Source organism: Sporosarcina gallistercoris, assembly GCF_014836415.1.
Taxonomy (GTDB): Bacteria; Bacillota; Bacilli; order Bacillales_A; family Planococcaceae; genus Sporosarcina; species Sporosarcina gallistercoris.
This window is the reverse complement of the sequence record NZ_JACSQY010000001.1, coordinates 546,885-561,014: the sequence shown is the minus strand read 5'-3', so window position 1 is coordinate 561,014 and position 14,130 is coordinate 546,885. Positions and strand designations below refer to the sequence as shown.

The following is a 14,130-nucleotide window of genomic DNA, read 5'->3' as shown; positions in this document are numbered from 1 at the left end:
TCTGCTGCTACATATCCCATCACTTCATGTTCATCTTGAACTCTAAAAACAATTCATTGTACGTACCGAGCATCTCCAACCCTAAATCCTTGTACACTTCCAAGTGGTCCCGGGCTTCTTCATCAGGATAATACCGCTCATCCGAAACCACTTCGGGATCTAAGAGACTCAATGCTTCCTTATTTGGTGTTGAATAACCGACATAATCCGCATTTTGAGCAGCGACTTCGGGACGCAGCATGAAGTTGATGAACTCGTAAGCTCCGTCAATGTTTTTCACAGTCTTCGGAATCACAATGTTATCGAACCATAAGTTCGAGCCTTCTTTTGGAACTACATAAGTGATGTCTTCGTTCTCGTACATCATATCCGCGGCTTGGCCGGACCAGATGAGTGATACAGCTGCTTCGTTATTCACCATCATCTGCGTGACTTCATCACCGATGACCGCTTTAATATTCGGGCTCAACTTTTTCAACTTATCCGTAGCTTCACGAAGTTCGTCCACGTTTGTCGAGTTGAGGGAATAACCAAGTGAATTCAAGCTCATACCCATGACCTCGCGTGCACTATCTACGAGAACAGCTTCTTGTTTGAGTGAAGGGTCCCATAGATCATCCCAACTCTCAAACGTTTGGCCATCTAACAAAGTAGGATTATAAGCGATCCCAACAGTCCCCCAAAAATAAGGAATGGAATACGTATTGTCCGGGTCAAAAGGAAGATCCATAAAATAAGGGTCGATGTTTTTGATATTAGGAATTTTTTTGAAGTCGAGAGGAACGAGCAAATCCTTTTCTCGCATCATTTCCACCGTATATTCGGATGGAACCGTAATATCATAAGAAGTACCGCCTTGCTCGATTTTCCCCATCATCCCTTCGTTGGAATCAAAGGTTTCATAGATGACATTGATGCCTGATTCTTTTTCAAACTGTTTGATGAGATCAGGATCGATGTATTCTCCCCAATTGTAAACGGTAAGTGTATTCCCGCCGGATTGCGCACCGCTTTTTGCAAGCTGTGCATTGATGAACATGAGAATGGCCGCAGTAGCCGCAATTAAAATAGCTCCACGTACTAGTGATTTCATCGTTTCACCCCCACGGCAGGAGTTTTAGGCCGGTTTGTAATGAAGTAATAGCCTAAAATCAGACCAGCTGTAATTACAAAGATGAGACCGGATAGTGCATTGATCGTTAACGTGACACCGGTTCTGGCCATTGAATAGATTTCAACAGAGAGTGTGGAGAATCCGTTACCGGTTACAAAGAATGTCACCGCAAAATCATCCAGTGAATACGTAAGTGCTAGGAAAAATCCTGCAAAAATCCCTGGTTTGATGAACGGCAAAATGACACGGGACATAATTTCTTTTCGAGTAGCGCCTAAGTCGAGTGCAGCATCAATCAGAGTCGGACTCATCTCCTGCAATTTCGGCAACACCATAATGACGACAATGGGAATACTGAACGCAATATGAGACAGAAGCACAGAGGCGAACCCGAGTTTAATGCCGACTAACGTGAACAATATGAGGAATGAAGCACCGATGATGACGTCAGGACTTACCATAAGAATACTATTCATGGAAAGCATGGCGTTCCGCATCGCTTTGTTCTTCATATAATGGATCGTGATCGCTCCCATCACACCAATTGCAGTGGATATCAATGCAGAGAGCAAGGCGACGACTACCGTATTGAGCACGATAATAATGAGCCGCTTATCTTCAAATACAGCAGCGTAATGCTCCCAAGTGAAGGACTCGAAATTGGACATCGTGCCGCCAGAGTTGAATGAGTAAAAAATCAAGTAAAAAATCGGTGCATACAACACAAGAAAGACAGCCGTCAAATAGATTTTTGGGAGTTTACCGTTTCTTTCCACTTCCAGCCATCCCCCTTTCGTTCGCAGTCGTAAGAAGCAAAATGATCACCATGAATAGAATTAAGAACACTGCAATCGTCGAGCCCATGCCCCAGTTTTGTGTAACGAGGAATTGCTGTTCAATTGCTGTACCGAGCGTAATGACTTTGTTTCCTGCAATAAGTCGAGTGATCATGAACAAAGATAGTGCGGGGATGAACACGACTTGGATCCCTGACTTCACTCCATTCAATGTAAGCGGCCAAATGACGCGTCTGAAAGTCGTCCAGGCATTCGCACCTAAATCCCGCGAGGCATCTATCAGTGCAGGATTCAATTTATCAAGCGCATTGAAAATCGGCAAAATCATAAATGGTATGAAGATATAAACAGATACGAACACGAAACTGAAGTCAGTGAACAAAATCTGCTGTTTCCCGATGCCGACCGTTTCAAGCAATGCATTGACCGGCCCATACAAGCCCATCAGCCCGATGAATGCATACGTCTTCAGCAAAAGATTGATCCACGATGGGATGATGATCAGTAACAGCCACAGCTGTTTATGCTTCAACTTTGTTAAGAAATAAGCTGTCGGATAGGAAATCAGCAACGAGAAGAACGTGATGAGAAACGCATACCAGAATGAGCTCACTGTCAGTTTTAAATAAACGGAAGTGAAAAAGTTTTTATAGTTATCCAATGTGAAATCGCCACTAAGATTGAAAAATGAGTAGTACACGATCAACCCGATTGGCGCAATTACGAAAAGCAGTATCCAAAGAGAGTAAGGGACCATAGATAAACGAAGCCCAGCGCGATTAGTCTTCATCCGCCGCACCATACGCTTCAAGACGCGCATCATAGTCTTCCTCTGATTCGTTAAGACGCATGACGTGAATATTTTCAGGGATGAAGTCCAGCCCGATTTGCATACCGACCTCAGCTTTTTTCGTGGAATGGACGAGCCATTCGTTGCCATCTTGGTCATAGGTTGAAATTTCATAATGGACACCACGGAAAAGGGAAGTATCTACGGTTACTGTCAGTTTCCCGGAATTCACCGGAGTGATTTCAATATCTTCAGGTCGAAGTACGATGTCGACCTTCTCATTAGGCTGCAGTCCGGCATCGGCGCATTCAAAGCGTTTTCCGTTGAATTCTACGAGATAGTCTTCAATCATGACGCCAGAGACGATGTTGGATTCCCCGATGAAATCAGCGACGAACCGGTTGATAGGTTCATCGTAAATATCGATAGGGGTACCTGATTGTTGAATCTGCCCAGAATTCATGACGAAGATTTCATCAGACATCGCAAGTGCTTCTTCCTGGTCATGTGTGACAAAAATGAACGTCTTGCCAAGACGCTGCTGCAGTTCACGCAGCTCATACTGCATCGCTGAACGCAATTTCAAATCGAGTGCTGAAAGGGGTTCATCCAACAAAATGACTTCCGGATCGTTGATGATTGCGCGTGCAATCGCAACACGCTGGCGTTGTCCACCAGACATTTCGGTGATCTCCCGGTTTTCATACCCATCGAGGTTGACGAATTTGAGAGCTTCTTTCACACGTCGATCGACTTCCGGTTTTTTCACTTTTTTTATACGTAAACCGAATGCGACGTTTTCATAGACATTCAAATGCGGGAACAGGGCGTAATCCTGGAACACGGTGTTCACTTGACGTTCGTTGGCAGGTGTTTGGTTGACGGATTTTCCGTTAAAGTAAATTGTGCCTTCAGAAGGCTCAGAAAAACCAGCGATCAGTCGCAGGATTGTAGTTTTCCCACATCCGGAAGGACCGAGAAGTGTGTAGAACTTTCCGCGTTCCATTTCAAAAGAAACGCCATCTAAAACAGTTGTGTCTTCGCCGAAACGTTTGCTGACATTCTCAAAGCGAATGATTGGTTGCGTGGACAATGAAGGTCCCCCTTTTTTATAAGTAAGATTCTGTAGCGACAAGTAAAAGTTCGCTGATTCCGTCGTGTGCATTTGAAATACGGTGCTGATCTTCTGCAGAATAGTACACCGCATCCCCTTCACTAGCCGTATAGATACGAGTTCCGATCTCTATCTCAACGTTCCCAGCAAGAACATAGATGAACGTTTCAGAAAGGGAAGGGGCGAACTGTTTCAGCTCCCCTTTATGAGAGAACGTAATATGTACGGGTTCCATTTCATTTTCGTTGGATCTAGGAATGAGCCAGCGTATTTTGTAATGCAACTCATCGTTTATATACGTTGTTTGGTCTTCTGGTGAATAAACGACGGGGTCGCTCTTCTTTGTTTCGTCAAAAAAATCTTTTGGAGTTGTACCGAGAACTTCAAGCAAGGAGAAAAGCGTTTCAATTGAAGGGGAATTCAAATCCCGCTCTAATTGAGAAATGTAGCCTTTCGTCAAATCAGTGCGTTCACCAAGCTCTTCTTGCGTGAGCCCGCTTTGTAATCGCAGCCGTTTGATTTTGCTGCCGATCTGCATGTGACATCCTACTTTCGTGGAAGTTTAGTATAACTGAACTTCAAGTTTACTTTTAGCATCTTTCATTATACAAAATCATGACAGGAATGCAAGAGTAACTTACAGCAACAAATGCAGTGTTTCAGTAAACTCGAGATCTATAAGCTAGAAGTGGTGTAAACAGTGATATATAACGGGCTTTCGTTGTATTATTGTCTGATGCGTAGTAGAATAATACCAAAGAAATGGGGGACTCCGATTGGGCGAGAAAATGCTTTTTTATTTTGACCCGGAAGACCGGCACTGGAACGATTTGCTGAAGACTGCGCTGAATGAGGACATGCGAACCGTAACGGATGGCAGTTCCCGTGTGTTTTTATATAATCGTGAAACGATGATCGAATGGGAGGAAATGGCGGATCATTGTGTCCGCTGCATGGGCTCACTCGTCTATAATGAAGAGTTCGATTCAGTCTACTGTGCTGCTTGTGATGAATGGCGGGAAGCTTCCTGTGAAGACCCATCTTGCGACTATTGTGGAGCCAGACCTACAAAACCATCGATGTGCACGGATAGTGAAGAGTCCTAATTGGCCATCTTCTCAATTACATGACATTTTTCGATAATGATTCTTATGTATGAGTCATTCTAATTGATATTCTGACGGGTATTTGATAAGCTAAAGAGGAATTGAGCGGATGAGAATTCCGCCCAGAAGATAATTGGAGGGATTTTGAATGGTAGAACGCATGGTTGGTAAACAAGCGCCAAGATTCGAAATGGAAGCTGTAATGACGGACAAGTCATTCGGTAAAGTAAGCCTTGAAGAAAACATGAAAAATGATAAGTGGACAGTATTGTTCTTCTATCCAATGGACTTCACATTTGTCTGCCCGACAGAGATCACTGCAATGTCCGATCGCTATGACGAATTTGAAGACCTTGATGCAGAAGTGATCGGAGTTTCTACAGATACGGTCCACACACATAAAGCTTGGATCAACACAGACCGTAAAGAAAATGGTCTTGGGGATTTGAACTACCCGCTTGCTGCTGATACAAATCATGAAGTATCTCGTGATTATGGCGTTTTGATTGAAGAAGAGGGGATTGCATTGCGCGGCCTTTTCATCATCAACCCAGAAGGCGAAATGCAATACCAAACAGTATTCCACAACAATATCGGTCGTGACGTAGACGAAACACTTCGTGTACTTCAAGCGCTCCAAACTGGCGGTCTTTGCCCAGCAAACTGGCGTCCTGGTCAAGAAACTCTATAATCTCATACACTGATAATTGATTGAAGTTCCCCGCTAAGTTTTTACAGCGGGGATTTTTATCCAAGAGGAGGAACTGACGCATGAAATTACGTGAACAGATGCCAGAATTGGCTGGCGCTACAGCATGGTTGAACGGTGAAGTTACTAAAACTGAACTCGTTGGCGAAAAACCGACACTCATTCACTTTTGGTCAGTGAGCTGTCATATGTGTAAAGAAGCGATGCCGGACGTGAATGCATTTCGTGATAAGTACCAAGACGAACTGAATGTTGTCGCGGTCCACATGCCGCGTTCAGAAGATGACGTGGATTTGGAGAATATCAAAGCAGTGGCTGCAGAACACGACATTACACAACCGATTTATGTGGATAGCGAGCTTAAATTGAATGATGCATTCGAAAATCAGTATGTACCTGCGTATTACGTTTTCGATAAAGATGGGCAACTTCGCCACTTCCAAGCTGGCGGAAGCGGTATGAAAATGCTTGAGAAGCGCGTAAACCGCGTACTCGATGAAATGAAGAAGTAATAAGTTTCAAAACCCGGCGTCCGTTCCATGGACCGTCGGGTTTTCTTGGTATTTGAGCGAGTCCCGTTGCTGTGGTAAACTTAACGCATTCTTACGTGAATCGGAGAGATGAGATATGAAACAGGAATTTGTCGTCATCGGCCTTGGCCGCTTTGGCGGGAGTATCGTGAACGAACTAATTGAATTGGATGCTTCGGTTATGGCGATTGATAAGTCTCAGGACAGAGTGGATGAATTTGCTCAAATCGCCACACAAGCGGTAGCGGCTGATACAACCGATGAATCGTCTTTACGTTCACTTGGAATTCGTAATTTTGAGCATGTCGTCGTTGCGATCGGAGAGAATATCCAAGCTAGTATTCTCACAACACTAATCTTAAAAGAACTTGGCGTGCAGACAATCACTGTGAAAGCTCAAAATGATTATCATGAAAAAGTCTTGCGGAAAATCGGTGCAGACCATGTCATTCATCCCGAGCGTGATATGGGACGGCGTATTGCGAATCGAATGGTATCAAACGATATCCTCGATTACTTGGAACTATCGGATGAGTATTCTATCGTGGAAATCCGTGCAAACCAAAAACTGTCTGGTGCGACATTGATCGACTTGGATATCCGTGCAAAATACGGTGTCAATATTGTCGCGATTAAGCGGGAAGATCATATTTTAGTTTCACCTCAAGCAATAGAAGAGATTCAATTGAACGACGTACTGATCGTTATTGGATCGGATGTCGATATTCATCGATTCGAGAAGAAAGTACTTCATTAAAAAACAGCCTTTCCCGATTGTTTCAAACAATCGGGAAAGGCTGTTTTTCTTTATACTTCCAAAATGACCGGTAGAATCATAGGTCTGCGCTTTGTTTTGTCGTACAGATAAGAACTGAGTGTATCAATGATTTCACTTTTCAGTACTCCGATATCAGCTGGTCCAGTCGACAATTTGCGATGCATTTGACGCGTCAGCATATATTGTGCTTCGTTGATCATCGCACCGGATTCCCGCATATAGACGAATCCGCGTGAAATGAGGTCTGGCCCTGAAACAACCCGGTTACGTTTCTTGTCAATCGTTGCGACGACAATGACGAGGCCGTCTTCAGAAAGGTTTTTACGATCACGAAGAACGACATTCCCGATATCACCAATTCCGCTACCGTCAATATAAATGTCGCCTGAAGGAACACGTCCAGCAGGGCGTGCCGTATCCTCGGTAAGTGCAAGGACATCCCCATTAGACATAATGAAGACATTATCAGGTTCCACATCACAGGCAATGGCGAGTTCTTCATGCATTTTCAGCATTCGATATTCACCGTGGATCGGCATGAAGAATTTCGGCTGAATCAGGCGCAGCATCAGTTTTTGTTCTTCTTGTGATCCGTGACCCGATGTATGGATATTATTCAGAGCGCCGTGAATGACTTCTGCTCCAGCGCGGAACAAAGCATTGATCGTCTTATTGACACTCAACGTATTGCCTGGAATAGGTGAAGAAGAGAAAATCACCGTATCACCTGGTTGGATCTGAACTTGACGATGTGTGCCGTTGGCGATTCTGGATAATGCAGCCATCGGTTCACCTTGACTGCCTGTACATAAAATCATCACTTCGTTTGCGGGCAAACGATTAATGCTTTGCGTATCTACGAAAAGGTCTTTAGGCGCGTCGATATAGCCAAGTTCACGGCCGATTGTTATCGCATTGTCCATGCTGCGTCCAAAGACAGCAACTTTCCGACCATGAATCTGTGCAGCTTCGATCACTTGCTGCAAACGGTGGATATTCGAGGCGAACGTTGCGAAAATAATGCGTCCGTCCACTTTTCTGAAGATTTCGTTCAGACTATCTCCGACTTTCCGTTCCGACATCGTGAAGTTCGGAACTTCAGCATTCGTACTATCCGAGAGTAGGCAAAGAACACCTTCGCTACCGATTTTCGCCATTTTAGCGAGGTTGGCAGGTTCTCCGACAGGGGTGAAGTCGAATTTGAAATCACCTGTGTGGACGATGTTGCCTGAAGGAGTTTTAACAACGACACCATACGCATCAGGAATACTATGTGTCGTGCGGAAGAAGGATACGGATGTTTTTCGGAATTTGAAAACATCCTCTTCACCATACTCGATGAGCTTTGTCGAACGGACAAGGCCATGTTCTTCAAGTTTGTTGCGTAATAAACCGAGTGCCAATTTACCGCCGTAAACAGGCATGTTCACCTGGCGCAACAAATATGGGATGCCCCCGATGTGGTCTTCATGACCATGGGTGATGAAAAGCCCTTTGATTTTATCGGCATTACGTTTTAAGTACGTGTAATCAGGAATGACATAGTCGATTCCGAGTAAATCATCTTCTGGGAATTTGATGCCCGCATCAATCAGGATAATTTCATCTTGGAATTGAATGGCATACGTATTTTTACCGATTTCACCTAGTCCGCCTAAGGCGAAAACGGCAGTTTCATTATTTTTTATGGATTTCATGAATTACACCTGCTCAAGCTCGAAGTGCTCAGAAGCCTTCTCATATTCGAGATGCTCCCCTTCAAGTTGCTGGATGAATTCGATGTTGTAGTTGCGGTCCTGCAGCTTTTTACGCACTTCGCGTTGAGTTTCAGCTTCTACATACATCGTCTTTGTATTTTCGCGGACAGGTACTTGTACCTTGGTTTCTTGATAATAAACTTTAAAGATCATGTTGTGCTCTCCTTTTTGAAAACGTTCGATTTTTGGACTGATATTTTTAATAGTACCACGTCATTCAGGGAAAATAAAGAAAAGCCCACCTTATGAAGGGTGGACGTATAAACGTTATGCAATTGACTTTTTCCCGAGGATGCCATTCAGCCGTTTCAACAATTTGCGTTTCAGGCGCCTATACATGGCGATATCACTCCTTGTTAAAGAAGTGTAACGTATTTTGAACTTTCTGTCAAGTATGGATCATTCCCTTTCGAAAGGGGAAGCACCTGGAATGTCTTTATACGGTTCTTTCGCATCGATGTGATCGTAGAACATAATTCCGTTTAAGTGATCAAGCTCATGTTGAAACGCGATTGCGGGTAATCCCTTTAACCGCTTTTTGAATTCGTTTCCTTCTGCATCGAATGCTTTTATTGTAATCCGTGCATATCTCGGTACGAACCCTTCTACTTCGCGATCGACAGATAGACAGCCTTCACCTGTTGATAAATAAGTTTGTTCTACTGAATGACTGACAATTCTAGGATTGATCGCCACGAAACTGAGATCTTTATCATTCTCTTGTTCAATGTGCAAAGCGAACATCCGCTTAGGTTGATTCACTTGCGGAGCGGCCAGACCGATTCCGGCACGCAATCCATATTTTTCTGCTATGGCATCGTCTTGACTGTGTATGACATATTCTAGTAATTCAGATGCAAGCTGTTTATCTTGCTCAGAAAGAGGGAACGTGACCTCCGCGGAACGCTCTCTGAGAGTTGGATGACCTTCGCGTATTATATCGTTCATTAAAATCATGATGGGTGTCTCCTTTTCGTTTTAGTGCCTAATCTTAGTATAATGGAAGTGTGAAACAGGTGAAAGGATTTAATGCTGACCTTGGAAAAATGACGGGGGGATACAATGCAGAAGCTGTTTTTAATAATCCCGATGTGTTTATTGCTTGTTGTAAGTGGTTGTACAGAAGAAAAGGATCAGATGCAGAGGGAATTAGGGAGTATTTTAACTGATATCCAAGCGTACGAAAAAAAAGTGGCGGAATATGAAAACCAATTGGCAAGTCTGGAGAAAAAAGAACAGATTCTTTTCGAGAAGACTGTGGATTTCAGTGTTGAAGAACGCGAACTCGTAGAAGGCGGGGTTTCCAGACTTGATAATTATCTGGATGAAAGGTGGCAACTCATTAAAAGAGAACAGGAAGTGATCGATGACGCAGAGGAAACGATTGAACAACTTACTGCACTTTCCGATGAAGCTAGTGATGAAGGCTCGCCGTCAGTTGCCGAGTTGAAAACTGCCTTGACGAAGAGATATGCCCTTCACAGGGAAGTCATCGGGCTATACGAAGAGTTGATGGATATGCAGAGTGCTTTATACGGGCTGCTGATTGAGGAAAATGTAAAACGGGTAGAATTGGAAGAAGCGACAATTGCGGTCAACCAACAACGTTCTAAACTTGAGGATGCAATCCAAGTATTTAACCAATCGACATTGGAAGTGAACAGTGCGTTGAAGGAAACTCAGCGGGTGGAATCAGAGTGAATACTTCCGAATTTTTCTATTATAATACAGATTGGGAGTTGTACTAATACAGTGTAGAAGGGCATGTCCGTATTTATGGGTGCGCATACAATCTATATGCTCCATGGATTGACCGTTGCTTTCCCTTTGAGTATACTGATTGTGAAAGAGTTATTGTATCAATAGAATGTCGTGAATTACCTAATACAGTTATGAGAAGGAGAGTTGCCGAAATGGCTGCAGAAAAGAACAAGCAGTTCGATCCGACAGGTGTGTTGCACGAGATCGAAGAAAAGTTTGAAATGTTCCAGATCTTGAACGAGGACGGTAAAATTGTTAATAAGGAATTAGAGCCGAAGCTATCGGACGAAGAGTTAACAGAGTTAATGGAACGTATGGTTTATACGCGTATCCTTGACCAACGTTCAATTGCCCTGAATCGCCAAGGACGACTAGGCTTCTACGCGCCTACAGCTGGTCAGGAAGCGTCACAACTTGCATCCCATTTCGCTTTAGAAAAGGATGATTTCATTTTACCGGGTTACCGTGATGTTCCTCAGCTGATTTTCCATGGTTTGCCACTACATATGGCCTTCCTTTGGTCTCGCGGTCACTTCCAAGGAAGTGAAATCCCTGATGGACTCAACATTTTCCCGCCACAAATCATTATTGGTGCGCAATACGTACAAGCGGCTGGAGTTGCACTCGGTTTCCAAAAACGTGGAACTAAGTCTGTTGTCATGACGTACACAGGTGATGGCGGTACCTCCCAAGGTGATTTCTACGAAGGACTGAACTTTGCAGGCGCATATCGCTCACCAGCTATTTTTGTTGTTCAAAACAACCAATTTGCGATTTCGACACCACGCGAAGTGCAAACAGCTGCGAAAACACTTGCACAAAAAGGGATTGCAGCAGGGATTCCAAGTGTGCTTGTAGATGGAATGGATCCGCTAGCAGTTTACGCGGCTACGAAAGATGCCCGTGAACGCGCTGTGAACGGTGACGGACCTACACTGATTGAAACAATGTGTTACCGTTATGGCCCTCATACAATGGCTGGAGACGATCCAACACGCTACCGTACTTCTGACATTGATAGCGAATGGGAAAAACGTGACCCGATCGTTCGTTTCCGTACGTATTTAGAGGGAAAGAAACTATGGAACGAAGAAAAAGAGAACGAAGTGATTGAACGCGCAAAACAAGAAATTAAAGATGCAATCAAACAGGCGGATCAGGCCCCTAAACAAAAAGTGACTGATTTCCTTAAAATCATGTACGCGGGCGATATGCCTTACAACGTACAAGAACAGTTTGACATCTATACGGAAAAGGAGTCGAAATAACCGATGGCACAAATGACGATGATCCAAGCAATTACCGACGCAATGCGCACGGAACTTAAAAATGATGAAAACGTGCTCGTGTTCGGTGAGGACGTCGGTAAAAACGGCGGCGTTTTCCGAGCAACTGAAGGTCTTCAAAAAGAATTCGGAGAAGAACGGGTATTCGACACACCACTTGCAGAATCAGGTATTGGCGGTCTTGCAATCGGCCTTGCATTGACAGGCTACCGACCTGTAATGGAATTACAGTTTTTCGGTTTCTTGTTTGAAGTGATGGACTCGGTCAGCGGACAGGCAGCTCGCATGAAGTTCAGAAGTGCAGGGAAATTAAATGCACCCATTACGATCCGCTCACCATTCGGAGGCGGGGTTGCTACACCGGAGATGCATGCAGACAGCCTTGAAGGACTTGTCGCTGCACAACCTGGAATAAAAGTGGTCATCCCTTCCACACCATATGACGCAAAAGGTCTTCTGATTTCTGCCATCAAAGACGATAACCCGGTTATTTTTTTAGAGCATATGAAACTGTATCGCTCGTTCCGTCAAGAAGTCCCTGAAGAGGAATATACAATTCCTTTAGGTAAAGCAGACGTGAAACGCGAAGGAAATGACCTATCCATTATTACTTACGGTGCGATGGTGCAAGAAAGCTTGAAAGCAGCGGAAGCACTTGAAAAAGATGGACATTCTGTTGAAGTTATCGACTTACGAACAATACAACCGTTGGACGTTGAAACAATTATTGCTTCAGTTGAGAAAACAAGCCGTGCAATCGTTGTACAAGAAGCGCAGCGCCAAGCTGGAATTGCTGCAAATGTCGTTTCTGAAATTATGGAGCGTGCAGTCTTAAGTCTTGAAGCACCTGTACTTCGTGTAACAGCACCAGATACGATTTATCCGTTTGCGCAAGGTGAAAACACTTGGCTGCCAAAAGCGGATGATATTGTTGCAACTGCGAAAAAAGTACTTGAATTTTAATAGCCAGTCTAATGGACTGAGGAGAGGATGGATCACGTGGCATATCATTTCCGTTTACCAGATATCGGAGAAGGAATTCATGAAGGCGAAATCGTAAAGTGGTTCGTCGCTGAAGGCGACACCATTAACGAAGACGATACACTTCTTGAAGTACAAAACGACAAATCCGTCGTGGAAATCCCTTCACCCGTGTCAGGAACCATAGAAAAAATACTTGTCAACGAAGGCACGGTTGCAGTAGTAGGAGATAAATTGATTCGAATCGATTCTCCTGACCACGAAGATGAGCAAGAAGAGGAAGAGACTGCTGTTGAAGAGAAACAGGAAGCTTCATCAGAAGCGGAATCACAAGTTCAAGCCACTGCCGAAAAAGGTCAGCCGGTAGATAAAAAAGAAGCACCTAAAGAGGATGCGGGGGCTGCAACAGATGCGACTCCTGAGTCAGAGGGAGAAGCAACGAGTAAGGACGTTGATCCGAACCGCCGCGTCATCGCGATGCCTTCGGTCCGTAAGTTTGCTCGTGAAGAAGGCGTGGACATTCGTCAAGTTGCAGGTTCAGGTAAAAATGGTCGTGTCCTGAAAGAAGACATTGAATCATTTAAATCAGGCGGTAACAAAAAAGCTCAAACTGAAGCTCAAGAAGAGAAATCACCGTCTGCAGTTCAGGAAGATCAGCCGGCGAAACAAGAAGGACCGGCAGCAATTGCTGTACCTGAAGGCGACTTCCCGGAGACACGCGAGAAGCTCTCCAATATCCGTAAAGTGATAGCTAAGGCTATGGTGAACTCTAAGCATACAGCGCCGCACGTGACACTTTTGGATGAGGTGGATGTGACTGAATTGGTTGCCCACCGTAAGAAGTTCAAAGAAATCGCTGCTGAACAAGACATTAAATTGACATACTTGCCTTACGTTGTGAAAGCACTTGTTTCGACATTACGTAAATTCCCGGAATTGAATACATCACTTGACGATGCAACCGAAGAATTGATCCAGAAGCATTATTATAATATCGGAATCGCAGCTGATACGGACCGTGGACTGCTTGTACCTGTCATTAAACATGCAGACCGTAAATCGATGTTTGCCATTTCAAAAGAAATATCTGACCTGGGCGGTAAAGCTCGGGACGGGAAACTAGCTGCTTCGGAAATGAAAGGCGCATCTTGCTCGATTACTAACATCGGTTCTGCCGGTGGTCAGTGGTTCACGCCGATTATCAATCATCCGGAAGTCGCGATCCTAGGTATTGGACGCATTTCTGAAAAACCAGTAGTGAAAAATGGTGAAATCGTTGCTGCACCTATGTTAGCATTATCATTAGTGTTTGATCATCGAGTAATCGATGGGGCGACGGGTCAACAAGCGTTGAACCACCTTAAACACTTGCTAGGAAATCCAGAACTTTTATTAATGGAGGCGTAA

At 44.2% G+C, this 14,130-nt stretch carries 16 protein-coding genes; 8 read left to right on the top strand and 8 right to left on the bottom strand.

What is annotated here, in order from left to right; translation table 11 throughout:
- Positions 1-19: 19 nt before the first annotated feature.
- The 5 genes from H9659_RS02865 to H9659_RS02845 are packed head-to-tail and all read right to left on the bottom strand — an operon-like array spanning position 20 to position 4,353.
- Positions 20-1,093 carry an ABC transporter substrate-binding protein gene (locus H9659_RS02865; RefSeq protein WP_191688429.1) on the bottom strand — a complete coding sequence of 358 codons (1,074 nt, stop codon included), beginning with the start codon at positions 1,091-1,093 and terminating at the stop codon, positions 20-22.
- Positions 1,090-1,890, bottom strand: coding sequence for an ABC transporter permease (locus H9659_RS02860; RefSeq protein WP_191688428.1), 801 nt, complete (start codon positions 1,888-1,890; stop codon positions 1,090-1,092). The genes H9659_RS02865 and H9659_RS02860 overlap by 4 nt, the downstream gene beginning before the upstream one ends.
- Positions 1,874-2,701, bottom strand: coding sequence for an ABC transporter permease (locus H9659_RS02855; protein ID WP_191688427.1), 828 nt, complete (start codon positions 2,699-2,701; stop codon positions 1,874-1,876). The genes H9659_RS02860 and H9659_RS02855 overlap by 17 nt, the downstream gene beginning before the upstream one ends.
- Complete coding sequence (locus tag H9659_RS02850) at positions 2,691-3,794, bottom strand: ABC transporter ATP-binding protein (protein WP_191688426.1); 1,104 nt, start codon at positions 3,792-3,794, stop codon at positions 2,691-2,693. The genes H9659_RS02855 and H9659_RS02850 overlap by 11 nt, the downstream gene beginning before the upstream one ends.
- A 16-nt stretch (positions 3,795-3,810) precedes the next feature.
- Positions 3,811-4,353 (bottom strand): helix-turn-helix domain-containing protein, encoded by a 543-nt coding sequence (locus H9659_RS02845; protein ID WP_191688425.1) that lies wholly within the window; start codon positions 4,351-4,353, stop codon positions 3,811-3,813.
- Positions 4,354-4,591: 238 nt separating this feature from the next.
- Here H9659_RS02845 and H9659_RS02840 point away from each other — a divergent pair, with 238 nt between their 5' ends.
- The 4 genes from H9659_RS02840 (at position 4,592) to H9659_RS02825 (ending at position 6,917) form a co-directional block, all read left to right on the top strand.
- Positions 4,592-4,921 carry a hypothetical protein gene (locus H9659_RS02840; protein WP_191688424.1) on the top strand — a complete coding sequence of 110 codons (330 nt, stop codon included), beginning with the start codon at positions 4,592-4,594 and terminating at the stop codon, positions 4,919-4,921.
- A gap of 148 nt (positions 4,922-5,069) precedes the next feature.
- Positions 5,070-5,612 carry a peroxiredoxin gene (locus H9659_RS02835; RefSeq protein ID WP_191688423.1) on the top strand — a complete coding sequence of 181 codons (543 nt, stop codon included), beginning with the start codon at positions 5,070-5,072 and terminating at the stop codon, positions 5,610-5,612.
- A gap of 80 nt (positions 5,613-5,692) precedes the next feature.
- Positions 5,693-6,142, top strand: a complete 450-nt coding sequence (locus tag H9659_RS02830) for a redoxin domain-containing protein (RefSeq protein WP_191688422.1) — start codon at positions 5,693-5,695, stop codon at positions 6,140-6,142.
- 115 nt (positions 6,143-6,257) lie between these two features.
- Positions 6,258-6,917, top strand: coding sequence for a potassium channel family protein (locus H9659_RS02825; protein ID WP_191688421.1), 660 nt, complete (start codon positions 6,258-6,260; stop codon positions 6,915-6,917).
- 50 nt (positions 6,918-6,967) lie between these two features.
- Here H9659_RS02825 and rnjA read toward each other — a convergent pair whose 3' ends face one another.
- The 3 genes from rnjA to def all read right to left on the bottom strand — a co-directional run bounded on the left by rnjA (position 6,968) and on the right by def (position 9,652).
- Positions 6,968-8,635, bottom strand: coding sequence for a ribonuclease J1 (gene rnjA / locus H9659_RS02820; protein ID WP_191688420.1), 1,668 nt, complete (start codon positions 8,633-8,635; stop codon positions 6,968-6,970).
- 3 nt (positions 8,636-8,638) lie between these two features.
- Complete coding sequence (locus tag H9659_RS02815) at positions 8,639-8,848, bottom strand: DNA-dependent RNA polymerase subunit epsilon (protein ID WP_191688419.1); 210 nt, start codon at positions 8,846-8,848, stop codon at positions 8,639-8,641.
- A 246-nt stretch (positions 8,849-9,094) separates the two neighbouring features.
- On the bottom strand, positions 9,095-9,652 hold the full coding sequence (gene def, locus H9659_RS02810; RefSeq protein WP_191688418.1) for a peptide deformylase: 558 nt from the start codon (positions 9,650-9,652) through the stop codon (positions 9,095-9,097).
- Positions 9,653-9,757: 105 nt separating this feature from the next.
- On the opposite strand from def, the gene H9659_RS02805 reads away from it, so the two are divergent.
- From H9659_RS02805 to H9659_RS02790, 4 genes are all read left to right on the top strand, one after another.
- A complete protein-coding gene (locus H9659_RS02805) occupies positions 9,758-10,396 on the top strand; it encodes a YkyA family protein (RefSeq protein ID WP_191688417.1) in 639 nt (212 codons plus the stop codon).
- Positions 10,397-10,608: 212 nt separating this feature from the next.
- Positions 10,609-11,724, top strand: a complete 1,116-nt coding sequence (gene pdhA, locus H9659_RS02800; protein ID WP_191688416.1) for a pyruvate dehydrogenase (acetyl-transferring) E1 component subunit alpha — start codon at positions 10,609-10,611, stop codon at positions 11,722-11,724.
- 3 nt (positions 11,725-11,727) lie between these two features.
- Positions 11,728-12,705 (top strand): alpha-ketoacid dehydrogenase subunit beta, encoded by a 978-nt coding sequence (locus H9659_RS02795; protein WP_191688415.1) that lies wholly within the window; start codon positions 11,728-11,730, stop codon positions 12,703-12,705.
- A gap of 36 nt (positions 12,706-12,741) precedes the next feature.
- Positions 12,742-14,130 (top strand): dihydrolipoamide acetyltransferase family protein, encoded by a 1,389-nt coding sequence (locus H9659_RS02790; protein ID WP_191688532.1) that lies wholly within the window; start codon positions 12,742-12,744, stop codon positions 14,128-14,130.